This window comes from Paenibacillus sp. B2(2019), assembly GCF_008370385.1.
GTDB lineage: Bacteria > Bacillota > Bacilli > Paenibacillales > Paenibacillaceae > Paenibacillus_AQ.
Genome location: NZ_VTZR01000020.1, coordinates 26117 through 48703, shown reverse-complemented (window position 1 = coordinate 48703; position 22587 = coordinate 26117). Strand labels below are relative to the sequence as shown.

At 46.9% G+C, this 22587-nt stretch carries 20 protein-coding genes; 16 read left to right on the top strand and 4 right to left on the bottom strand.

The genetic code is table 11. From position 1 onward, the window contains the following. Positions 1-60 precede the first annotated feature (60 nt). The 5 genes from PAENI_RS17945 (at position 61) to PAENI_RS17925 (ending at position 6375) form a co-directional block, all read left to right on the top strand. Positions 61-2016: an alginate lyase family protein gene (locus tag PAENI_RS17945; protein WP_149646206.1), complete on the top strand. Its 1956-nt coding sequence runs from the start codon at positions 61-63 to the stop codon at positions 2014-2016. A gap of 42 nt (positions 2017-2058) precedes the next feature. After that, entirely contained in the window at positions 2059-3198 is a 1140-nt protein-coding gene (locus PAENI_RS17940) for a glycoside hydrolase family 88 protein (protein WP_410477475.1), read from the top strand. A gap of 245 nt (positions 3199-3443) precedes the next feature. Next, a complete protein-coding gene (locus PAENI_RS17935; protein ID WP_149646205.1) occupies positions 3444-3857 on the top strand; it encodes a GNAT family N-acetyltransferase in 414 nt (137 codons plus the stop codon). A gap of 216 nt (positions 3858-4073) precedes the next feature. Next, the gene (locus tag PAENI_RS17930) at positions 4074-4706 is read left to right on the top strand and encodes an NAD(P)-dependent oxidoreductase (RefSeq protein WP_149646204.1); all 633 of its coding nucleotides are present in this window, start codon (positions 4074-4076) and stop codon (positions 4704-4706) included. Positions 4707-4752: 46 nt separating this feature from the next. Then, entirely contained in the window at positions 4753-6375 is a 1623-nt protein-coding gene (locus tag PAENI_RS17925) for an NAD(P)H-hydrate dehydratase (protein WP_149646203.1), read from the top strand. Positions 6376-6382: 7 nt separating this feature from the next. Here PAENI_RS17925 and PAENI_RS17920 read toward each other — a convergent pair whose 3' ends face one another. Continuing rightward, on the bottom strand, positions 6383-6838 hold the full coding sequence (locus PAENI_RS17920) for a hypothetical protein (protein WP_076300113.1): 456 nt from the start codon (positions 6836-6838) through the stop codon (positions 6383-6385). 32 nt (positions 6839-6870) lie between these two features. Beyond that, positions 6871-7770 carry an SDR family oxidoreductase gene (locus PAENI_RS17915; RefSeq protein WP_149646202.1) on the bottom strand — a complete coding sequence of 300 codons (900 nt, stop codon included), beginning with the start codon at positions 7768-7770 and terminating at the stop codon, positions 6871-6873. Between the two features lie 129 nt (positions 7771-7899). Between PAENI_RS17915 and PAENI_RS17910 the strand changes: the two genes are divergently transcribed. The 3 genes from PAENI_RS17910 to sdaAA all read left to right on the top strand — a co-directional run bounded on the left by PAENI_RS17910 (position 7900) and on the right by sdaAA (position 10367). Next, positions 7900-8481 (top strand): DUF4269 domain-containing protein, encoded by a 582-nt coding sequence (locus tag PAENI_RS17910; RefSeq protein WP_149646201.1) that lies wholly within the window; start codon positions 7900-7902, stop codon positions 8479-8481. A 300-nt stretch (positions 8482-8781) separates the two neighbouring features. Beyond that, the gene (gene sdaAB, locus PAENI_RS17905; RefSeq protein WP_076285196.1) at positions 8782-9492 is read left to right on the top strand and encodes an L-serine ammonia-lyase, iron-sulfur-dependent subunit beta; all 711 of its coding nucleotides are present in this window, start codon (positions 8782-8784) and stop codon (positions 9490-9492) included. Beyond that, the gene (sdaAA, locus tag PAENI_RS17900; RefSeq protein ID WP_042184434.1) at positions 9489-10367 is read left to right on the top strand and encodes an L-serine ammonia-lyase, iron-sulfur-dependent, subunit alpha; all 879 of its coding nucleotides are present in this window, start codon (positions 9489-9491) and stop codon (positions 10365-10367) included. Before sdaAB ends, sdaAA begins: the two co-directional genes overlap by 4 nt. Positions 10368-10395: 28 nt before the next feature. On the opposite strand, the gene PAENI_RS17895 is transcribed toward sdaAA, so the two are convergent. Next, positions 10396-10698 carry a hypothetical protein gene (locus PAENI_RS17895; RefSeq protein ID WP_042184436.1) on the bottom strand — a complete coding sequence of 101 codons (303 nt, stop codon included), beginning with the start codon at positions 10696-10698 and terminating at the stop codon, positions 10396-10398. Positions 10699-10759: 61 nt separating this feature from the next. On the opposite strand from PAENI_RS17895, the gene PAENI_RS17890 reads away from it, so the two are divergent. Beyond that, positions 10760-10957: a YwbE family protein gene (locus PAENI_RS17890; RefSeq protein WP_042184438.1), complete on the top strand. Its 198-nt coding sequence runs from the start codon at positions 10760-10762 to the stop codon at positions 10955-10957. A 104-nt stretch (positions 10958-11061) separates the two neighbouring features. Here PAENI_RS17890 and PAENI_RS17885 read toward each other — a convergent pair whose 3' ends face one another. Beyond that, positions 11062-11787 (bottom strand): HNH endonuclease, encoded by a 726-nt coding sequence (locus PAENI_RS17885; RefSeq protein WP_149646200.1) that lies wholly within the window; start codon positions 11785-11787, stop codon positions 11062-11064. Between the two features lie 364 nt (positions 11788-12151). Here PAENI_RS17885 and PAENI_RS17880 point away from each other — a divergent pair, with 364 nt between their 5' ends. From PAENI_RS17880 to PAENI_RS17850, 7 genes are all read left to right on the top strand, one after another. Next, positions 12152-12634, top strand: coding sequence for a hypothetical protein (locus tag PAENI_RS17880; protein ID WP_149646199.1), 483 nt, complete (start codon positions 12152-12154; stop codon positions 12632-12634). A 52-nt stretch (positions 12635-12686) separates the two neighbouring features. Next, positions 12687-13706 (top strand): LacI family DNA-binding transcriptional regulator, encoded by a 1020-nt coding sequence (locus PAENI_RS17875; RefSeq protein ID WP_149646198.1) that lies wholly within the window; start codon positions 12687-12689, stop codon positions 13704-13706. Between the two features lie 311 nt (positions 13707-14017). Beyond that, positions 14018-15355, top strand: coding sequence for a glycoside hydrolase family 30 protein (locus tag PAENI_RS17870; RefSeq protein WP_149646197.1), 1338 nt, complete (start codon positions 14018-14020; stop codon positions 15353-15355). A gap of 28 nt (positions 15356-15383) precedes the next feature. Further along, entirely contained in the window at positions 15384-18611 is a 3228-nt protein-coding gene (locus PAENI_RS17865; RefSeq protein WP_149646196.1) for a cellobiose phosphorylase, read from the top strand. 217 nt (positions 18612-18828) lie between these two features. Further along, entirely contained in the window at positions 18829-19815 is a 987-nt protein-coding gene (locus PAENI_RS17860) for an ABC transporter permease (protein WP_081382970.1), read from the top strand. Between the two features lie 18 nt (positions 19816-19833). Next, positions 19834-20724 (top strand): carbohydrate ABC transporter permease, encoded by an 891-nt coding sequence (locus PAENI_RS17855; RefSeq protein WP_076285202.1) that lies wholly within the window; start codon positions 19834-19836, stop codon positions 20722-20724. Positions 20725-20834: 110 nt separating this feature from the next. After that, positions 20835-22535, top strand: coding sequence for a type 2 periplasmic-binding domain-containing protein (locus PAENI_RS17850; RefSeq protein WP_076285203.1), 1701 nt, complete (start codon positions 20835-20837; stop codon positions 22533-22535). Positions 22536-22587: the final 52 nt, after the last annotated feature.

Sequence of the window (22587 nt, the reverse complement as noted above, 5' to 3'; positions counted from 1 at the left end):
AGTCTAGATGATTTCGGAGGGAGCATTCATAATCGAAAATAACATAACGGAGATGGATAAATGAATCTGCAATCATTGCTGAAAGAGCAGATGACTACGACGGATCTATTAGCTAACTTGCGATCGCGGCTTGAGCCGATGGATGAGAAGGCCGCCTATATCGCAGCCCATATGCCTGATCATGTGCGCGAGACGATCGCGAATGCTGAATTCGCTTATCAAGGAATGATCATGCTTCCTGGTACAGGGGGAGTTAGGGAGTTTGTCGGGAATCCGCCCAGCTGGCTGGAACGCAGACATAATGACAATGAATATTTATGGCAGCTGAATCGCATGAATCATTGGCAGGATTTGCTGGAAGCCTACTCGCTCACCAAGGACGCGAAGTACGGGCTCAAGGTCATCGACGAAATGCTGGACTGGATTGAGACGGTCTCTATTCCCGAGGATTTGCTCGATAAGCCGATTGACTATTTTACGGAATGCCATCCACTGAGGGTCTTGGAGATTGGTATCCGGGGCTACAAAATTTGGCCGCTTGTTCTGGAGCATCTAGGCCCTTCGGAGTTGTTCACGGAAGAGATTTTGGAGAAGTATTTAACAGTCATTTACAAGCAAGTAAAAGCTTTGCGTAACGTGTCGCCTCAGCTGTGGCCTAAAGCGGATCATAACCATTATTTAATGGAATGTTTGGGCCTTCTGACGACTGCCCTTTACTTTCCCGAGCTGAAAGAAGCTGAGGAATGGAAGGCTTTTGCGATCGAGGGCATCGAAAAGTGCAGCATGGCGCAACTGACAGAGGATGGCGGTCAAATTGAAGGCTGTCCATCGTATCATAATGGCTGCATGTTCTGGTTCGGGCTGGCTGTCGTTCTGGCTAAACGTTTCGATTTTGAGTTCTCTGCGGAGTACATGGAACGGTTCAGAAAGAATTTGGATTACTCGATCTACTCGTTAAGACCAACCGGGAAATGTGTACCTGTCGGAGACTCTTTTGCAAATCCGCTTGCGGTAATGTCTGGCGTTTATGGGTATTATGCCTTGAATGATAGCTCCTGGCTAGGGCTTGCAGCGAATTTGATTGATGTACACGAAGTTGTAAGGGAAGCTAGTAAGCATGTATGGAGAGCGCTCGATGTCCGCCAATTTGTGGAGGAGCTGTATTCCTTGCAGGATAGAGAGTTTGTATTGGATAAGCCCACGACATTCTGGAATCGTACGCTAGATCAAGCGATTATCCGCAGCGGATGGGATTCGAAGGCTCTTAGCTTTTTATTTACATGTAAAAGCCCAATACAGAATGCCCATGCCCATATCGATTTGATGAGCTTTGATTTTACGGCGCTTGGAAAAGACATGATTTGCGATCCCGGATTTTTTTGTTATCGGGATGATGAAGACCGCAAACAGTTTAAGAGCTCAAATTATCACTCCACACTGCTGATCAATGAGCGAGATCATTTCGAGTATATTTCTCCGTTTAAATTCGGGCCGCAAAAGCCCGGTGGAATCTACAATGTAGAAGATAGAGGCTTCTACCGGCTCGCCAGTGCTTGTCATACCAACTACGATCCGGTTGTTCATTACCGGCATATTTCGCTAGTGGATAATCGATTCGTGCTTATTGCCGATCGGGTAGAAGGCCTGAATGACCATAGCGTTCAGCGCTATTTTCATCTAGATTTTGTCGAGGTGGAGGAGAACAAGAACGGTGTGATCGCGACAAGTGATATTGCGAATCTGGCGATAGCGACAAGCCATACGGGAGAATTGAATCTCTTGGAGGGAAGATTATCCGATGAGACCGATCTCTCAAGGCCTTCGACAAGGGTCCGCTTTCAGGATAGGTACAGCGGTACTATGACTTTCTTGACCGTGCTTATTCCTTTTCAAGGGGGGCAACAGCCTGCCGTTCAGATTATTGAAGAAGAGGAAGGTGTATTTAGCTTCGAGCTTGGAGATCAGTACTTGGTTTCGATAAACGAAAGAGATATGCACATAAGCAAACGGGCTTGAAAAGGGTGGACCCTTAGAAAGTTAAAAATAGGAGTGAGCAGATTGTTGAACCTTAAGGCTGATGATCAAATTTGGGTAGATAATGTCATTTCTAAACTAACGGACAAAATGGACGCCGTATGTGAACGATCAAGAAACAAAATTCCATACACGACAAGAAATGGCACGCACGACAATCAGATCGAAAAAGATATCAACTGGTGGACGAATGGATTTTGGGGCGGTATGATGTGGCTCATGCACCATGAAACCGGCGCTGATAAGTACAAGGAAATCGCCAATTTCACGGAGGATGCATTGGATGCCTGCTTCCATCAATTCTACGGTCTCCATCATGATGTCGGATTTATGTGGTTGCCTACGAGCTTGGCCAATTATAAAGTGACCGGAAATCTGGAATCTCGTAAGAGGGCAATGCATGCCGCCAACTTACTTGCTGGACGATTTAATCTGGCAGGCGGATTTATCCGCGCTTGGAACGATGATACGGCCAGCGAAGATACAAGAGGGTGGGCGATCGTGGACTGCATGATGAATCTCCCGCTTCTCTATTGGGCGAGCGAAGAGACTAAAGATCCGCGATATGCGCAAATCGCAATGAGGCATGCGGACACTGCTCTAGAAGCTTTTATCAGGCCGGACGGTTCCGTGAATCATATCGTGGAGTTCGATCCGTTCCATGGAGGCGTGGTCCGAACTTACGGCGGCCAAGGCTACGAGGATGGCTCGTCCTGGACACGTGGGCAGACCTGGGCTTTATACGGCTTTATGATCAGTTATACGCATACGGGAAAGCCGGAGTATTTGCAGGCGGCCAAACGGGTGGCGCATTATTTTATGGCTAATATTCCGGATAACGGGGTTATTCCAATCGATTTCCGGCAACCGAAGGAGCCCGCTTACGAAGACTCCACGGCAGCGGTGATCGCAGCTTGCGGACTGATCGAGATCGCCCAAGTTGTTGGCGAGCACGAAAAGGAGGTCTACCTGAACGCCGCGCTGAAGCTCGTGAAAACAGTGGACGCTACTCGCTGCGAATGGACGACCGATTCCGATCATCTTTTAATGGGCGGTTCAGCAGCGTATCATCATAAAGACATTCATGTTTCAATCATTTATGGCGATTATTATTTTATGGAAGCTATTTTTAAGCTAAAGGGGAACGACTTGTTCTTGTGGTAGTAAAACGATATACCAGATCAGTTAACCAGATTATTGGGAGTAATCGCCTATTTAATAAGAAGATAATACTTCATAATAATGAAAATCGTTGATAAAAAAAGCCGCCTAGCCTATGTGCCAGGCGGCTTTTGTATATTCGACGGAGGCGAGTCTTGCCTGTGCACCATTGAGTCGTATATAGTTGGAACAGCAATGCTGAACGGCGCTAATTCTATTTTATTGTAAGATGCTAGGAGGAGAACGGTATGGGGACAACAGGAAAGCTGGATATACGTCATGAATGTCCTTCAGTGGAACAGTATTTAGCGCTTAGAAAAGAGGCTGGACTGAGTCTAATGAGCGCGGAAGGGGCTGCGATAGGGCTGCCTCGTTCTATTTTTGCGGTAACCTTGTATGAGAAGGATACCTTGGTCGGGATGGGCAGGGTGATTGGCGATGGGGGATGCTTTTTTCAGGTTACGGATATCGCAGTGAAGCCTTCTTATCAGGGTCGCGGTTTAGGAAAATTGATCATGCAAGAAATCAGGGAGTTCCTTCATACTATACCGGACAAGGCTTATGTCAGTCTAATTGCGGATGGGGAAGCCTTTAAATTATATGCACAATATGGCTTTGAATCGGTCATGCCCCGTTCTCAGGGAATGTTTTTGCGTCGTTAATGCGAGTATATGCGCTTAGTAGGGAGTGCCCCTTGTATTGGTGAAGGGGTTTTTCGTTTGGAAGTTAACGTATGCGATTTGATTTCAAATGGACCGCAGGGGATAAATAATGATTAAAGGTTGTAAGGAAAAGGCTATTGAGACGAGTATTGAAAAATATAAATAAGCAGGAAGGCCGCACGCTGGCCTTACCCGGAAAAAGTGAGGAAAAAACAGATGGATGTTGTAGTATTGGGTGCATCAGGAACGATTGGAAAGGCGATTGTACAGGAGGCTTTAAAAAGAAAACATGAGGTAACAGCTGCGGTACGGAATCCAGAATCAGTAACTCTTGAACATGAACGTTTGCATATCACGACTGTAGATGTTCTAGATCCTGCTTCAGTTGCAGCTGCGGTCCGTGGACATGAAGAGGTAATCAGTGCATACGGTCCAGCACTCGGCCAAGAGAAGGATTTGCTAACAGCGGCTAAGGCGATTGTTGAGGGGATGCAAGAAGCTGGGCTCAATCGACTGCTAGTTGTGGGTGGTGCAGGTAGTTTGAAGACTGAAACTGGAGAGCTGTTGATGAATACGGCAGACTTCCCAGCTGAGATTAGACCATTGGCAGAGGCTCATGCGGAAGCTTATGAAATTTACAAAAACACAGAACTGGATTATACGTATGCCAGTCCTGCTGCGATAGTTCATTCAGGTCGACGTACAGGCCAATTCCGCATTGGACTCGACCGTCTCGTTTTTGATGAGAACGGCGAAAGTATTATCAGTGTAGAGGATTTTGCTGTAGCTATGGTGGACGAGCTGGAGGAAGGGAATTTTAGCCGGACGAGATTTACTGTAGCTTATTGATATCAAGCTAGTTGTGGATTGAAGTGTAGCGGAAAGGGGCCGAACCATGTATCTGGTAACTGCTGAGCAAATGCGGCGGCTGGACGGAGAAACGATCCAGCGGCTGGGGATTCCAGCTATTGCGCTGATGGAGAATGCGGGAAGAGTGATCGCAGAGGAGATCATTGCGCTGTGCCGGCGGAGAAGTGGAGAGGGCTGCAGAAATGCAGCTGGATGGGAAGACGCCGGGAAGGATGCATTTCAGGTCAGCGCAGATCATGCGCTGACCCTGGACAATGCCGCCGCCGAGCGATGGTTCATCCTCGTCGGCAAAGGCAACAACGGCGGCGATGGCCTCGCCGCCGCACGGTATCTTCGCGAGACCGGCATCGCCGTCACGCTCGTTTATGCGGTGCCGCCGGAGTCGCTCTCCGGCGAGGCCGCCCTGCAGCGCGATGCGGCTGCAGCCATGGGCCTTCCTGCCGTGGTATACGGCAGGGATCGGCTGGACCTTGCCGAGTGCAGCGGCATCTTGGATGCGCTGCTCGGCACTGGCGCCGCGGGAGCCCCGCGTGGCGCCTATGCGGAGCTGATTGCCGCAGCGAATAGCAGCGGCAAAGTGATCGTGTCCGCGGACATCCCGAGTGGTCTGAACGCGGACACCGGTGAGACGCATGAGCCTTGCATTCATGCGTCGGTGACGGTTTGCCTCGCGTTTCTCAAGCGAGGCCTCCTGCAATACCCCGGTGCAGGCGCAGCGGGGTATGTGAAGGTCCGGGCCATCGGCATTCCGTCTTCTTTGGCCCCTGAAAGCGGTGTGCAGGTTCACCTGCTGACACCGGAAGTGCTGCATGCCCATCTGGGCGTAGATCTGGCCCGCCGGCGTTCGCCTGAAGGCCATAAGGGTACTTATGGGCATGTCCTTCTTGCTGCCGGCACCTTAAGAATGAGCGGCGCCGGACTGCTCTCTGCCCGTGCTGCGCTCCGGGCAGGCTGCGGATTAGTGACATGGGCGCTTCCTCAGAAGCTGCTGCCCTGTATCATCGGTTCTGCCCCTGAACTCATGTTAGCCGATGTTGGGGGCAATGAAGATGGAACCTGGCAAGCAGGGAGCGTTTCAGAGCTACTGAGGCTAAGTAAAGAGCGAGATGTTCTTGCCATTGGTCCCGGTCTTGGTCGATTCGAGGCTGATACAGAATGGCTTCGCAATCTCTGGGAAGGGACGGATTGTCCTCTGGTGATCGATGCGGATGCTTTAAATATATTAGCTGACGCTGATTACAAGAGCTGGGCAAGTAGACGCCATCCGGTGATTCTGACGCCTCATCCAGGTGAGATGGCCCGTCTTGCTAGTATAACAACAGCTGAGGTGCAACGGGACCGCATCAGTCTGGCTATGGGATATGCGAAAGAGCATGGGGTTACGCTTGTATTAAAAGGAGCACATACGGTTATAGCAACGCCTGAAGGGCAAGCTTATGTAAACACCACAGGCCATCCCGGCATGGGTACTGGTGGAGCCGGTGATGTGCTAACGGGCATCATTTCCAGCCTGCTGGCTCAGGGACTGAATGAGGCGCAGGCAGCAGCTTTTGGTGTATATCTACACGGATTAGCAGGGGAGAGAGCCGCCCGTCAGCGGAATAATCCAGCGGCTATTATTGCCGGTGATATCATAGAAGCACTCTGAGTGCAGCTTATAACAGCAGCAAGCAGAGCAGCGGTAGAAATAGTGCAAACACAGGCAGTAACAGAGGGGAACGCTCTACACCCAGTTGCGTCACTCGTAGCAGCAACAGTCCCAAAATTCCAGCCAGGCCCCACAGCAGTAGCTCTGCACCTTGTTCTGCTGCCAGCCATAGACCTGCACCGAAACCTGCGGCTACGTATACAACAAGGGAAACGATGTGGGATGTGGTACGCAGGAGGCGCAGCAGAACATCGGCTACTAGTGCGGCTGGCAGTCCATAAGCGTAAATCGCATAGGGGATCGAAAGTGGCCAACCCTCTGGTATGCCGTTATGTTGTGGAAACCCAAGCATAAGTAAGGAGATAAGGACGTACGTTAGCCCAGCGCAGGCTAATTTTGTTAAGGCATACATGCCGCTTGTTAAACGGACAGAAGGAATATCATAATCGGGCATCTTATTCATAGGTATACATTCCTCTCGTGGTGAGTTGTGTATCAGCTGGTGACCATATCTCCACCGTTGACATGTATACATGTCCCGGTAACATATGAAGAATCAGGGCCCGCTAAAAAGAGATATGCTCCTGCTAGCTCATAAGGCTGTGCAGCACGTTTAAAGGGTGTATCTGTACCAAAGATACTAACTTCCTCTGCAGAGTAGCTTGAGGGAATCAGTGGGGTCCATACCGGACCGGGGGCTACACTGTTGACACGGACGCCAGCGTCTACGAGAGATAAGGCTAAAGAGCGGGTAAAAGAGACCACCGCCCCTTTGGTGGAGGAATAATCTATGAGCTCTTTATTTCCTTGATAGGCAGTAATGGAAGCGGTATTAATGATGGATGCACCTTTTTTAAGATGTGGAAGTGCGGCCTGAGTGAGGTAAAAGAATGGAAAGATATTCGTCTGGAACGTCTGGTACAATTGCTCTTCTGTGATATTCAAAATACTTTTTTGTGGATATTGGACACCGTGATTATTGACCAGAATGTCCAGCTTGCCGAAGGTGCGAATCGTATGCTCCACAGCCCTGAAGCAATTCTCCTTATGGCGTAAATCAACTTCAATCCTTAGATAGCGTTGCCCTAATTCTTCGATCCGCTTTTGAGTGACTTCCGCATCTGAGGCTTCGTATAAATAAGCTATAGCAATGTCTGCACCTTCTTTTGCAAAAGCAATGGCTGCGGCTTTACCAATTCCGCTGTCGCCTCCGGTGATGAGTGCAACCTTTCCCTTCAGTTTTCCACTGCCGATAATTTCCGGGTTTTCACTGATGGGACGAGGATTCATCAGACTCTCCAGGCCCGGCTGACGATCTTGATGCTGTGGAGGAAAAGCAATAGGCTGCTCTTTACATACTGTCCGCTCCCCATAATAGGGGTAGATGGGATTCATTTTTTTGAAATAACCTCCTTGCGTTCTACCTTCCGTATATTTCTATGCATCCGCCCAGAAAAGCGTGCGCTGTCATCAATACATACATATGCGTTTATAAACCCGAGTCGGAGGAGGCGCTTGTCCAAAATGAATGATTGGCGAAATATCGATGATTTGATTCATGGAACCGCGGTTCAGAAAGAGGTCTATAACCTTCTTTTAGAGCTCAATATTATGAATTTGCTAAAGGACTATAACCCTTTGTTGGTTGGGACAATACCGCTTGGAATTCAAGTGGAAGGCAGCGATTTGGATATCATTTGTGAGGTTTATGATCCTGTGAAGTTTAAGGCGCTAGTTGTTCGATATTTTGGAGCCATGGAGGGGTTTGTTAGCGAATCACGAGTGGTTCAAGGCATTCCTCGAACGAAAATTAACTTTATGGTAAAGGGCTGGCCTATCGAACTGTTTGGACAGCCGAGGCGAACGGAGCTCCAGAATGGTTATTTGCATATGATCGTTGAAGCTGAAATTTTAGCTCAGATGGATGATGATTTTCGCGAACGGATCATTCTTTTGAAATCAAGCGGATGGAAGACAGAGCCTGCCTTTGCGAAAGCTATGGGATTAGAGGGCGATCCTTACGAAGCGCTGCTGGAGCTGGAAAAGCTTCCTCGGAGCGCTCTTCATGCTTTATGTCATTCTGTTCAAGCGAGGGAACAAGTATGATCTTGTCTTGAGAATCTCCGCGCAGCCGGTATTGCCAAGTGCCACCTGATGGTTATTGAAACCAATGAACATGGAAGAGGGTTCTGGGAAGGGATGGGCTGGCAGTATAGAGGTGGAATTATGCTGTGCTCCCAGGATATCTTGTGATACTCAGGACATGAAATAGAAATACTAGCCTTTGAATACGCAAAGTCAGGCATTTGGATATCACAGCAAATGTCACGGTGAACTCCGACTGCTAGTGCAGTATACTATATAGGAGTACGATAATTGCCTATTCTTGCAGGCAGGAGGTCTTTTATGCGTTTTAAGGATGTATTTTCAATTATTGGTCCGGCGATGGTCGGTCCTTCAAGCTCACATACCGCTGGGGCGGCACGGATCGGGAGGGCTGCAAGGCAGGTGTTGGGTGAAGTACCGCGTGTGGCTGAAGTAACGTTTTTTGGTTCTTTTGCAGCAACTTATCAGGGACATGGCACAGATCGAGCGATTGTTGGAGGGTTACTTGATTTCACTACCGACGATCATCGGCTTCCAGATTCCCTAGAACTGGCGGTCGAAGCCGGGATGGAAGTTTCTTTTAAGCAAGGAACAGGTCTGTTCCCACATCCAAACACCGTTAAGCTGCATCTCATCGGACAAGAAACAGGAAGTGAACTGACACTAACAGGGACATCTATTGGTGGCGGAAACATCGAGATTGTTGATATCGACGGTTTTGGAGTGAAGCTTACGGGGATCTATCCGACGGTTCTGATTAATCATATGGATTATTTAGGTGTTCTGGCGAGTGTTACGGAAGTGATGCGTAACGGACAGTTTAATATAGGGCATATGTCTCTGGATCGTAAGAATCGTAGTGGTGCAGCCTTAACGGTGCTGGAGCTGGATGAAGCGGCTACACCGGAGCTTATTGAAGCGCTTAAAGCGCTCACTGCTGTGAAATCCGTGAAGTTGGTTAATTTAAACGAAGGTAAGCAAGATGAGAAGGGGAAGGAAAGTTTAACATGAATTTTCAAACACTTAGCGAGCTGGCTGTATTGTGTGAGGAACGTGGTCTCACGATTGGAGCACTTATGCTCGAAGAGCAAAGTGCGGAATCTGGACGTTCCAGTGATCATGAATTTTCCACGATGCGTGAATATTATGGCGTGATGAAAGAGGCTGTTCATCGCGGGATGCATGAAGATACAACTTCGCGCAGCGGCCTTACAGGCATGGATGCCCAGCGTGTAGGAGCATACAACGCGGCTGATGAGCCATGCCTAGGTGGACCTGCAGGTCAAGCTATGGCTTACGCGCTGGCTGTATCCGAAGTGAATGCTTCTATGGGCCGGATCATTGCGACGCCTACTGCTGGTTCATGCGGGATTATTCCGGGTGTATTTCTCAGCTGTCAGGAACGGTTTGGCTGGGATGATGACTACATGGTATCCGGATTGTTCGCAGCCGGGGCCATCGGTTATGTCATCGCCAATAACTCCTTTGTATCGGGTGCGGAAGGCGGCTGTCAAGCTGAGGTAGGTTCTGCCATTGGGATGGCAGCAGGCGCGTTAACCGAGCTACGCGGCGGAACGCCTGCACAAGCAGTGCATGCTGTCGGGTTAGCACTTAAGAACACTTTAGGCCTGATTTGTGATCCGGTCGGCGGACTTGTTGAGATTCCTTGTATTGTTAGAAACGGATTCGGTGCAGTTACTGCACTTGCCGCCGCAGATATGGCACTGGCTGGTGTTCGTAGTGTGATTCCTTCTGATGAAGTTATCAAGGTCATGCTCGAGGTAGGCTCAGCTATGCCAGAGAAACACCGTGAGACTGCAGGGGGCGGTTTAGCACAGACACCTACCGGCCGTAAAATCATGCAGGATTTACGCAAAAAGAAGTAATTAATACGTCTCAAATCACAATTTGTATTTAGAGCAGTTTGAAACGTTCCAGCTGATCCCATTGACCTTCTTGTCGAAGGATTTCTGCCTGCCTAGGTCCAATGAGGTCAAAGTGGGGAAACGATGAACGATTATGAATATATTGGGCAGGCAATCCATTCTCCTCGCACCAGTGTTTCAGTGTGGTAAGATCACTACAGCCCACCTTGGTGACGGTAGTGATGCCGGGAAAGCGTGGATCCAGCCAATAATGAGTCAAGAAGGCGATCTCTCCTGCGGAGACCGCTTTTTTCCACCGGGATAATTCTTCTCTATTGATGCCGAAGGCCATAACGTCTCATCCTTATCTATTGTAGTTGACAACATTATAACCCATGAAAGGGGATTACATCATGAACGGACAAGTAAGAGCGGATATTCGTCCTGGGCTTGAAGTAGATATTGTACTTAAGCAGGATCAGCCTACAGGCAAGCTAACACACGGTACGGTGAAAGATATTCTCACGAACTCGCCTCGGCATCCGCATGGCATTAAGGTCAGATTGACTAGCGGACAGGTAGGACGAGTTAAGAATATTACAGGCAACTAAATAAACTACACTTCTCCACATTAAAAAGCGACCCTAACCTCGGAGGCTGTTCTGTTCACGGAAACAGAACAACCTCCGAGATTAGGGCTTTTTGATTTAAGTTGTTATATTCGGCCCATAAAATCCTCAACAGATTTATCAGCTTTAGTCTGATTACATAACGTGCAAGCACAGACGCAATTATCTGGGGTTGTATGACCACCTTTAGCACGAGGTAGTAAATGATCAATGGTGTCCCCATAAGCGCCGCAGAAGTAGCAGGTGTAATTGTCTCTGGCTAGTATATAAGCGCGAAAATCCTTATTACTATACAATCGTCGAATAGTTCGACGGTTTACAACGATAGCGGCATGTTCCCTGACCAGGGTAATTGCAAGCACTAGATCAATCTCCTGATGCCAGCGCCGTCCCTTGTCGCTATGACCGCGCATTAGAATCATCCCTTTGGTAGAAGGAATCAATTGGGTTGGATCTTCGGGATTTAGCTTTGTGCCTTGAGAATGCGGCCGTTTTCTTCGCTGTTCCAAACCTCGTACGCGTCGGTTCGGATTAGATTGTCCTGAAGAAGCAGCAGCGGAAGACGGTTTTCCCTCTTTGGGACGCTCCAATAGAGTGTGCTGATGGGTTTGGATCGTATCAAGCTTCACCAATAAGGGGTTTGCTGTGAGTTTTATATTTAGTGTTTCCCGTTGTTTGCGACATTCACGGCAGGCACCACGGCGTGACTGCCCCTTGGAACGTTTGCCTGTACGTCTGCGAAATTCAGTGAGCGGCTTCAGGTTGTGGCAATAAGCACACTGTTTGGTAGATAGAAGGTCGGTATCGTTCATAGGTATGTTAGGTGCAGCGCATGTGTACGCATGTCCTGTCTCCTTGTTTTTGAAATATAATAAACTATAGGTTCCACACCATACTTTATGTCTTGGATTTCTCGCTTATAAGGACGTAGAAGTTGTTTATGCTTTGGATTCAATGATGTTTATTTATGAGTTCCGTTAGGTGAAATGTTAGCTTCTAAACTTAGTATAACGTAAAGTGCTACTGTTCACATCGTACGTAAAAAAACGTAAACACAGCCAAATTTGTGATATGCATCTCGGTGATAAACAGGGAAAACTTGTAAAATAGAAAAAAGGGCAGATTCGTTATCTAGATAGGGTTGCTCTAATTCTTATTTGGAAATGGGGAAGTGAAATGGAATTAACGAAGGGAAGGCCAGGTACAGTAACATGGCTTTATATTCTTCTTATTTTTTTGGGGGTTGGAGCGTTAGGAGGGGGCGGTGCTCTTGTAATAGATCCAAGCGGGGATCTAATGAAAATGCCGACTTCTATGCTGGAAAGATCGCCCTTCTCAGATTTTTTATTCCCTGGTATTCTGCTATTTATCGTATTTGGTTTACTGCCCCTCCTCGTTGTTTATGGTCTGATCAAGAGACCTCAGTGGCACTTGGTGGAACGATTAAATCCGTTCAAGAAATTATATAGCTTCTGGGCTTTGTCTCTGTATATCGGGTTTGGGCAAATCATTTGGATAACGGTGCAGACGTACATGCTGAATAGTGTTGCAATTATACATCTGATCTATATGAGTCTAGGGCTGTTGATTCAGGCCGTTACAATACTCCCCTCTGTACAAAGTTACTTTTCGCTGGACGGCGGTACGGAAAGACGTTAAAATTGCAGTGAACAAAAGGCATTTCATTTGTCAGGGCAAGGAGCGAGCCGATTTGACAACGATATACGATATTGCCAAAAGAACCGGTTACTCTCCAACAACGGTTTCTAAGGCGTTTAATAATTATTCCGACGTACGTGAGAAAACTCGTCAGGAAATATTCCGGGTTGCCCAAGAAATGGGATATTTGCCAAATTCACATGCCCGTACATTGACCACTAAGAAATCGTGGACCATCGGCGTGCTGTTCGTAGAGAATACGGGATTTGGTATTCGCCATCCTTTTTTCAGCGCTGTGATCGAGAGCTTTAAGAAGGTTGCTGTTGAAAAGGGTTATGCCCTCATGTTTATCTCCAAAGATGTCGGTGGTAAGCAAAGCGGTTATTTAGAGAATTGCAGGATTCGTGGCGTAGACGGCGTTGTTGTCTTCTTGTCCGATTATGAGGATCCGTATTTCCGTGAACTGCTTGAGAGTGATATTCCTACCGTTATTATGGATTTTGAGACTTCTGAGACGCATACGGTATGCTCAGATAATACTTCTGGAGCCCAGCTGGCAGTGGAGTATCTAGCCTCTTTGGGGCATCGCAAGATTGCCCATATATCCGGAGGCATGAACACATTTCCAGGTAAAATGCGGGAGTTGGGTTACAAGACCGCTATGAAGCAACAAGGGTTTAAAGTGCCTAAGTCCTATGTTGTAAACGGAGCCTTTTATTCTCGGGAAAGTGGCTATAGCGCGATGCTGGAGCTTCTTAAGCTCCCTGAACGTCCAACCGCCGTCTTTGCTTCTGGTGACTTACTAGCCTTAGGGGCTATTATGGCCGCTAAAGATAGTGGACTTTCCGTACCGATGGATATTTCAGTTATGGGTTACGATGACATCGATCTTGCCGAGTACGTTACACCTGCATTGACAACGGTGCGTCAGGATACGGAGCTTCTTGGAAGCCAAGCGGCGGACATTCTTTTAACATCAATTGAAGGTAAAGTATTAGATAAGGAAGCGATTTTAGTTCCGGTGGAAGTGGTTGAACGGGAATCCTGTGCACCTCCGATTAGCGGAAAGTAGTCTGATAAATCTTGACGAACTGAAAAGAGTCCTGCTAAAGTAAAAGACAGTATAGCTTTCAATTGTTCTTATGAGATGAGATAGTGGTATTTGGCACATCTTATGTAGTGAGATGGAGCTATAATAGACTCATTGTTATAAATGCTAATGCTCTTTCAAATGATTTGGAAGATCATTTTTTTTCGAAACAATCGAAACCGGTTTCGATTGTTTCGATTTGATGGTTCATTGCTCCGAATCTATAACATCGGAAGATGATCCAGGAAAGACTAGTGCTTTGGTAAGAAAACAATTCAGAGGAGATGGATGAAATGGCAAAAGTTCAAACTGTGGTAACTGCAAAAGATACAGGGGAACGCTTAACTCCAAAAGATGCAATTGTTTTTAGCGCAAGAGTAGGATCTGGGTCTGCCGATGTGGAGATTAAGCCAGAGCAGGAGTTTCAAAAGATGATTGGATTTGGCGGCGCTTTCACTGAAGCTGCTGCGTATACGTTGTCACGTCTGAGCTCCGAGAAACGAGCAGAGGTTATTCATCGGTACTTCCATCCAGTAGAGGGATTAGGCTATAGCATGGGTCGTGTTCATATTCACAGCTGTGATTTTGCCCTCGGAAATTATACGTATGTTGCTGATCATGACACAGAGCTAGCTACTTTTGATATCTCACATGACCATAAGTGGGTACTTCCGCTGATAAAAGATGCCATGGAAGTAAGAGGCGGTGCATTCACGATGCTGGCTTCTCCTTGGAGCCCTCCGGCATGGATGAAAACAAATGGAGAAATGAATAACGGTGGATCACTGAAGCCGGAATACGCAGAAGTTTGGGCACGCTACTATACGAAATTCATTGAAGCTTATGGAAAAGAGGGAGTACCGATTTGGGCAGTTTCCGTGCAAAATGAGCCGGCTGCCGTTCAGGTCTGGGATTCATGTATTTATAGTGCGGAAGAGGAACGGGATTTTGTTAAAAATCATCTTGGACCGGTGATGCATCAGACCGGCCATTCAGATGTGAACATTGTAATCTGGGATCATAACCGCGATATTATGGTCGAGCGTGCTTCGGCAGTATTATCTGATCCTGAGGCTGCAAAGTATGTGTGGGGTACAGGTATTCACTGGTACGGAGGCGAGGAGTTCGACAAAGTAGAAAAGGTACATGATTTATTTCCTGACAAGCATCTGTTGTTCACAGAGGGCTGCCAAGAGGGCGGCGTTAAGCTGGGGGAATGGTTTACTGGCGAACGTTACGGCAGAAACATGATTGGAGATCTCAATGCATGGACAGAAGGATACCTGGATTGGAACCTGGTACTGGATGAGACTGGAGGTCCTAACCATGTAGGCAATCTCTGCGATGCGCCGATTATTGCAGATACGACAACAGATGAATTGCATTATAACAGCTCCTATTATTACATTGGGCATTTCAGTAAATTCATTGCGCCAGGTGCGGTACGGATCGGATTTACATCTGAAGCGGAAGGTATCTTAACCACAGCATTCCGTAATCCTGACGGTAGTATTGCTGTCGTACTGATGAATGAAAGTGAAGAAGAGCACAGTGTAACGCTAGGTCTAGGCGAAGAGATTGCAAGCTGCGAGCTATCGCCTCATTCCATCGTAACGCATTTGATTTCATAAATAATCTACAACTTAGGAGGACATAAATATGAGCAACTATTATTTCGAATCAGGTACATTTGTAATGGAGCAATTTGATGAAGGAAAGCCTTTTTCCAGTTTCTTACCGGGTCTTGCCGGACTGAAGGGAATTCCGATGTGGACTTTTTATGTGAATCGGGGTCAGGCCATTTGCAGCTTCGGGGTACGCGATAAGAATTCGCCGATCATGGAATTCTCTCCTGCAAATATCTCTTATAAGAACGTAGGGACGACCGGTTTCAGAACCTTTATCAAAATTAAAGGCGAGCAAGATATTTATGAACCGTTTCAATCTGCACGTCCAGATCCTGCTGCAAAGCGCCTCATGACCATTTTGCCTAATGGGCTTACTATTGAAGAAAGCCATGCCGGACATGGTCTGAAGACGACCGTACACTATTTTAATTTGCCTAATGACGATTATGCAGCATTGGTACGTCGGGTAGAGATTGAGAACATCGGCGGTAAAGAGATCGAGCTGGAGCTGATGGATGGTCTGCCTGAAATCTTGCCTTACGGCGTAGAGAACAGTGGATACAAGGAAATAGGGAATCTGCTGCGCAGCTGGATGGACGTATACAACTTAGAGAATGGCATTCCGTTCTATAAGCTGCGTTCCAGCACCAATGATGATGCACAGGTTAGCGAAATTACCAATGGCCATTTCTACCTGTCGTTCACTGGAGAAGGAGAAAAAGTCTCGCCAATCGTCGATTTCGAGCTAGTCTTTGGTGGCAATACCTCGCTTACGTACCCGGACCGCTTTGCGGGATTAACCCTTGCCGAACTGGGCGAGCTTCCGCAATACCCGGTCAACAAGGTTCCGTGCGGTTTTAGCGGAGTGGCAAGACGTTTAGCACCAGGTAGCAATCTGATCCTGAATACACTGGTTGGACATGTAAATGACATCGACAAAATCAATAAGAAGGCGGAGCAGTTATGCCGCGATGAATATATCCTGTCTAAATCTCAAGAGGCCGCAGGTCTGACGGAGGAATTAACGGAAGACATTGCTACTCACACTTCATCGGCTGTGTTTGATGCGTATTGCCGTCAATCCTATCTCGATAACTTCCTGCGTGGAGGCTATCCTTTTGTCTTTGACAATGGTGGTGATGGCTTTGTAGTTCACTTATACTCGCGTAAGCACGGTGACTTGGAGCGTGACTACAATTTCTTCTCACTCGCCCCAGAATATTATTCACAGGGGAACGGAAACTTCCGTGATATGAATCAGAATCGTCGGAATGATGTGTTTTTTAATCCGAAGGTGGGTAGCTTTAACATCAAAATGTTCTATAGCTTGATTCAGGCGGATGGTTACAATCCACTGAGCGTGCAAGGAACAACCTTTGAAGTGAAACCGGATAGTAAGGCACAAGCTGCGGAGTGGATTGGAGAAGCTGCGGCAGATCATCAAGCTGAGCTTGTAAAGCTGTGCAGCACTCGGTTCACACCAGGTAGCTTAGTGAACTATATTGCGGATCATAACGTTACCTTGAAGGTAAGCGAGCAACAATTTTTGTCGGGATTACTTGCCCTGTCACAGCAAAACATTGAGGCAGCTTTTGGCGAAGGCTTCTGGTCGGATCACTGGACATATAATATGGATCTGGTAGTAGGTTACTTGGATATCTTCCCTGACAAAAAGCAGGAGCTTCTATTTGGGGATAACACCTATGCGTTCTATGACAGCCCAGCGTATGTGCTGCCACGCAGTGAGAAATATGTAATCAGTGACGGAAAGGCCCGGCAATATGGTGCACTCCTTGAGGATGAGGAGAAGCTGCACAAGCTGAAATGGAAAGCTGGAGATACCCATTGGCTGCGTACTGAAGGCGGTCACGGCGCCATTTACCACACCAATCTGTTCGTGAAGATGTTGTCTCTTGCCTTGAATAAATTTGCTACGCTTGACCCTTACGGTATGGGTGTAGAAATGGAAGGCAATAAGCCGGGCTGGAACGATGCTATGAATGGACTGCCTGGATTGTTCGGCTCCGGAATGAGTGAGACTTTTGAGCTGAAACGTACCGTAGTCTTTTTGTTAGATGCTCTGAACAGCAAAGAAAGCGTCCGAGGAGCTGTAGATCTGCCAGAAGAAATTGCACAGTTGCTTGAAGAGGTATATCATGCGGTCACGGCGGTTCTGTCGGGAGATTTGGAACAATTTAATTATTGGGATACTGTAGCTTCGGCGCGTGAGGCTTATAGAGCACGTATCCGTTTCGGTATTACTGGAACTGAGTCTGAAGTAACCTTAGAATACATTCGTGAGGCCCTCTCCAAGTTCTTGGTCAAAATCGACGAGGGAATCAATAAGGCAGTAGAACTTGGTAACGGACTTACCCCAACCTATTTCCGCTTTGAGGCGAAGAAATTCCAGCAGGTAACAGATGCTGAAGGTCAACCAGTACTTAGCGGATACGGCCTCCCAAAAGCTGTGGTAGAGGAGTTTGAGGTCTATGCATTGCCATACTTCCTTGAGGGGCCTACTCGTTGGCTGAAGACGCTGAAAGATCCGGTGCAAGCCAAAGAAATCTATAATTTGATTAAGCAAACAGAGCTATATGATCCGACTACGTCTATGTATCAAACTTCGGTTAGTCTAGAGGGTGAGTCTCATGAGATCGGACGAATGAGAGCCTTTACGCCAGGCTGGCTAGAGCGGGAGTCCAACTTCCTGCATATGTCCTACAAATATTTGCTTGAGCTGTTGAAGGGCGGGCTTTATGAGGAGTTCTACGGAGAACTGAAGACCTCGCTAGTTCCGTTCCTAGATCCGGCTGTCTATGGACGCAGCACGCTTGAAAATTCATCCTTTATCGCTACCGGAGGTAATCCTGATCCGAACAATCATGGTAGAGGGTTCGTTGCAAGATTAAGTGGGTCGACTGCTGAATTCTTGAGTATGTGGAGAACGATGATGGCCGGAAGCCATGTTTTCAGAGTAGAAGATGGACAGCTTACATTATCTTTGGATCCGGTTCTACCAGGCTGGCTATTTGATGAACAAGGCAATCTCTCTTTCACATTTCTAGGTGGCACGGAAGTAACTTATTCGAACCCACAATGTGAGAATACGTTTGGGGAGAAGAAGGTTGTTATTCAGAGCATGACGCTCGTCTATCACGATGGAACAGTGACCGAAATTTCAGGAGCACTCGTTCGTGGCGATGAGGCAGAGGCTCTGCGGCGTGGAGAGATCAAGCAAATTCGAGCAATAATGGCATAGAAAATAAGGGAGGGCCTAGGCCCTCCCCTATTTTTTCTCCAAATATAAGAAATTCCTTACAGGATACCGAAGGCGTTTTAGCTTGAACCCGAAAAATGGAACCTATAATCCGAAATTCAATACCTTACGGAGACAGGCAAAAGCAAATACAATGAATATATAATATTTGTAAGCGCTTTATACAAGAGCGGATATAGAGATTCTGGAGGTCCATATGATGGAGAAAAAAACAAATGGGGAATTAAGCCCAGCGATGAAGCCTCAATTTTCGGGCAATTTCGAAACCGGTAAAGTAAATCGTACCCCGCTTTGGAAGAAGTTCATTACCCAACGTCATTTGCAGACAATGGCACTGCTCGGTGTAGTATGGATGATTATTTTTAACTACATTCCGATGTATGGCATTATTATCGCCTTCAAGGAGTACAACATCGTCAAGCCAATCTCAGAAGCTCCTTGGGTCGGTCTCGCGAATTTCAAAGAGTTCCTGGCGGACGATAATTTTGTGTATGTAATGAAGAATACGCTGGGCATCAGCTTAATCAAACTATTGATCTTTCCGCTGCCAATCATATTCGCTCTCTTTCTGAATGAAATCCGATCCGTTCGCTTTAAGAAGAGTATTCAGACGATATCGTATCTGCCCCACTTCCTGTCCTGGGTCGTCCTTGGCGGGATTCTTGCCACTTGGCTGGCAGATATAGGCATCATCAACAATATTCTGATGGCGCTGCATGTGATCGACCAGCCAATTTCGTTCCTGGCTGAACCAAAATATTTTTGGACTATTATTATTACCTCGGATTTATGGAAGGAGCTGGGCTGGTCAGCGATCATCTATCTGGCTGCCATTACCAGCATATCTCCCGAAATGTATGAAGCGGCCACCATCGATGGTGCCGGAAGATTCCAGAAAATGTGGTATGTTACCGTACCGACCATTAAAGGAACGATCAGCATCTTGTTTATTCTGGCAGTCAGCGGTGTACTGAACTCCAATTTTGACCAGATTCTGGTACTGCGCAATTCGCTGAATGACAGCGCGAGCAATGTGATTGACTATTATGTTTACTATACCGGTCTGCTTTCAGCCCGCTTCTCGTATTCAACTGCAATTGGGATGTTCAAATCGGTTATCTCGCTCATTCTGTTGCTGATTGCCAACCAAGTATCCAAAAAACTCAACGACACCTCGTTGTTTTAGGCCAAGGAGGACCTGTATATGATTACACTGAATCGCAGAACCAAGGGCGAAGTCGTCTTTGATATAGTCAACAATATTGGAATGCTTTGTATTTGCTTCGTTACGCTGTATCCGATCTGGTACGTGCTGATTAATGCTTTTAATGACGGAAAAGATGCTATGTTGGGTGGGATTTACTGGTTTCCGCGCAAGTTTTCATTGGAGAACTTTAGTGCTGTATTCAATAGCCCGGGTATTATGAGGGCGATGTGGCTTACCGTAGCCAAAACACTTCTCGGCGTAGGTCTGCATGTGTTCTTTACGGCGATGGTTGCTTATGCGTTTTCCCGCAGGGAACTGATTGGGGGCAAATTCTACATCCTGTTAGGCACGATAACCATGATCTTCGCAGGAGGACTTATTCCGACGTACCTACTCATCAGAGATCTTCATCTGCTAGAAAATTTCCTGGTCTATATTATTCCGGTCATGTTCAGCTTCTTCGATCTAATCATCTTCATGACCTTCTTCCGGGATATTCCTGATGGTCTGGAGGAAGCGGCGCGTATTGACGGAGCTAATGACTGGTCCATCTTCCTGCGGGTTGTCCTACCGGTATCCTTGCCCGTACTGGCTACCATTGCGCTATTCCATGGCGTTTACCAATGGAATGATTATTTTACCGGAATGATTTATATGAACAATGAAAGCATGCAACCGATTCAAACATTCTTGTACCGGGTTGTTGCTCAGTCTAGTTCCAATTTGATGATGACTGCCGTACAGGGAAGCGCCGTGACTAGGACGGTGACCTCGCAGTCCATCAAGCTGGCTACCATGGTGGTTACAACACTTCCGATTGTCTTTGCTTACCCGTTCCTGCAACGTTATTTCGTCAAAGGGATGATGATTGGCTCCATCAAGGGCTAAGTGCCGGTCGCACTTCACCCGAACTAGTGGTATCTCCTCCAGACTGCTCCCGCAGTCTTGGAGTTGCAAATTATAATCATTAATCAATCTCAGAAAAGGGGTAAACAAGCATGGACATGAAAAGAAAGCCAAAGAAAATAATGCTGCTGCTTATGGCAACAATCATGGTTCTGTCCGTAGCGGGCTGTTCCGGCAACAATGGGAACGCCGCAAACAAAGGTAATACCGCAACCAAGACTGAAGGTAACACAGCAGAGGCAACAGCTACAACAGCGCCAGAAGCTACAGCACTGTCCGCTGATGAGCCGGGTTGGAAATCCGACACATCACCAATTACGTTTGACTGGTACCTGAACTTTGCCTGGTTCCCTAATAAATGGGGTGTGGATCCAACTTCCCAATATATCACTAAGAAAACCGGTGTTGACATTAACTTTATCGTTCCAGCCGGTAATGAAAATGAAAAGCTGAACACATTGATTGCTTCCGGTAAACTGCCGGACTTCATTACACTGGGATGGTATGAAGATGCCGTTAAGAAAATGATTGAAGGGAATCTCGTGCTTCCTCTTAACAAACTGGCCGAAGAATATGATCCTTACTTCTTCAAAGTATCCGACCCTGACAAACTGGGCTGGTACACACAAGCTGACGGCAATGTATACGGTTATCCGAATGCTTCTTCCTCCCCTAAAGATTACGAGAAATATGGCGACACTTATGTATCCAACCAAACCTTTGTAGTCCGCAAAGATATTTATGAAGCGATTGGCAGTCCTGATATGCGCACACCGGAAGGATTCGTGGCAGCGCTGAAGGCCGCTAAAGAGAAATTCCCTGCAATCGATGGTCAACCGATAATTCCGCTCGGTCTGCACGAATTTACCGCAACCGGTAACGATTCTCTGGAACAATACATTCAGAACTTCTTAGCTATTCCAAGAGAAAAAGACGGCAAGTTATATAATCGTGAGACTGACCCTGAATATATCCGCTGGATGAAAACTTTGCGTCAAGCGAACCAAGACGGCTTGCTTTCTAAAGATATCTTTATTGACAAACGTCCTCAAATGGAAGAAAAAATCGCTCAAGGCCGTTACTTCGCGATGCTGTACCAACGTACTGACTTTGGAACCCAACTGGGAACTCTGTACCAGCAAGACCCGAACAAAATTTATATCGCCGTTGATGGTCCGGCTAATACCAACCTGGATGCGCCTACTCTGAACGGCCCTGCTATTTCTGGCTGGACAGTAACGCTGATCTCCAAAGATGTTAAAGATAAAGCACGCGCCATTAAATTCCTCAGTTACCTGAACAGTGAAGAAGGTAATAAAGACCTCTATCTTGGCGAAAAAGGCGTCAGCTATGATACCATTGACGGCAAAGACCAATTTAAACCAGAAGTCTTTGATCTGATGAATAAAGACCGTGCGGCATTCGACAAGCAATATGGTTCTTCCTTTACGTTCTGGATGCTGATGAATACCAATATTACAGCTCAATGGACACCAAAAGCTGTAGAGCCTTTCAAACAGCTTGAAGACTGGACTCGCGGAAAAACAAAGAGTATTTCCGAGTTTGATCAAATCGATCCGTTGGCAAGCTCCCCAGAGGGCGTCATCTTATCTAAAATCAAAGATTTGCGCAGCAAAACGCTACCGAAGCTTTTGATGGCCCCATCCGATGCTGAATTTGATTCCATCTGGACAGATTACATCAAGAAGCAAGAGGATCTGGGTCTGGCTAAAGTGCAAGCCTTCCAACAAACAAAATATGAAGAGAATAAGCAAAAACTCGCAAAAAAATAAAATAAACAGGACCCAATCGCCCGCTAATGCGGGCGATTGGGTTATTTTCAAT

Bases quoted from the DNA above. Each gene is read 5' to 3' on its own strand.
- PAENI_RS17945 (WP_149646206.1), top strand. From the start codon at position 61: ATGAATCTGCAATCATTGCTGAAAGAGCAGATGACTACGACGGATCTA.
- PAENI_RS17935 (WP_149646205.1), top strand. From the start codon at position 3,444: ATGGGGACAACAGGAAAGCTGGATATACGTCATGAATGTCCTTCAGTG.
- PAENI_RS17930 (WP_149646204.1), top strand. From the start codon at position 4,074: ATGGATGTTGTAGTATTGGGTGCATCAGGAACGATTGGAAAGGCGATT.
- PAENI_RS17925 (WP_149646203.1), top strand. From the start codon at position 4,753: ATGTATCTGGTAACTGCTGAGCAAATGCGGCGGCTGGACGGAGAAACG.
- PAENI_RS17920 (WP_076300113.1), bottom strand. From the start codon at position 6,838: ATGAATAAGATGCCCGATTATGATATTCCTTCTGTCCGTTTAACAAGC.
- PAENI_RS17915 (WP_149646202.1), bottom strand. From the start codon at position 7,770: ATGAATCCCATCTACCCCTATTATGGGGAGCGGACAGTATGTAAAGAG.
- PAENI_RS17910 (WP_149646201.1), top strand. From the start codon at position 7,900: ATGAATGATTGGCGAAATATCGATGATTTGATTCATGGAACCGCGGTT.
- sdaAB (WP_076285196.1), top strand. From the start codon at position 8,782: ATGCGTTTTAAGGATGTATTTTCAATTATTGGTCCGGCGATGGTCGGT.
- sdaAA (WP_042184434.1), top strand. From the start codon at position 9,489: ATGAATTTTCAAACACTTAGCGAGCTGGCTGTATTGTGTGAGGAACGT.
- PAENI_RS17895 (WP_042184436.1), bottom strand. From the start codon at position 10,698: ATGGCCTTCGGCATCAATAGAGAAGAATTATCCCGGTGGAAAAAAGCG.
- PAENI_RS17890 (WP_042184438.1), top strand. From the start codon at position 10,760: ATGAACGGACAAGTAAGAGCGGATATTCGTCCTGGGCTTGAAGTAGAT.
- PAENI_RS17885 (WP_149646200.1), bottom strand. From the start codon at position 11,787: ATGAACGATACCGACCTTCTATCTACCAAACAGTGTGCTTATTGCCAC.
- PAENI_RS17880 (WP_149646199.1), top strand. From the start codon at position 12,152: ATGGAATTAACGAAGGGAAGGCCAGGTACAGTAACATGGCTTTATATT.
- PAENI_RS17870 (WP_149646197.1), top strand. From the start codon at position 14,018: ATGGCAAAAGTTCAAACTGTGGTAACTGCAAAAGATACAGGGGAACGC.
- PAENI_RS17865 (WP_149646196.1), top strand. From the start codon at position 15,384: ATGAGCAACTATTATTTCGAATCAGGTACATTTGTAATGGAGCAATTT.
- PAENI_RS17860 (WP_081382970.1), top strand. From the start codon at position 18,829: ATGGAGAAAAAAACAAATGGGGAATTAAGCCCAGCGATGAAGCCTCAA.
- PAENI_RS17855 (WP_076285202.1), top strand. From the start codon at position 19,834: ATGATTACACTGAATCGCAGAACCAAGGGCGAAGTCGTCTTTGATATA.
- PAENI_RS17850 (WP_076285203.1), top strand. From the start codon at position 20,835: ATGGACATGAAAAGAAAGCCAAAGAAAATAATGCTGCTGCTTATGGCA.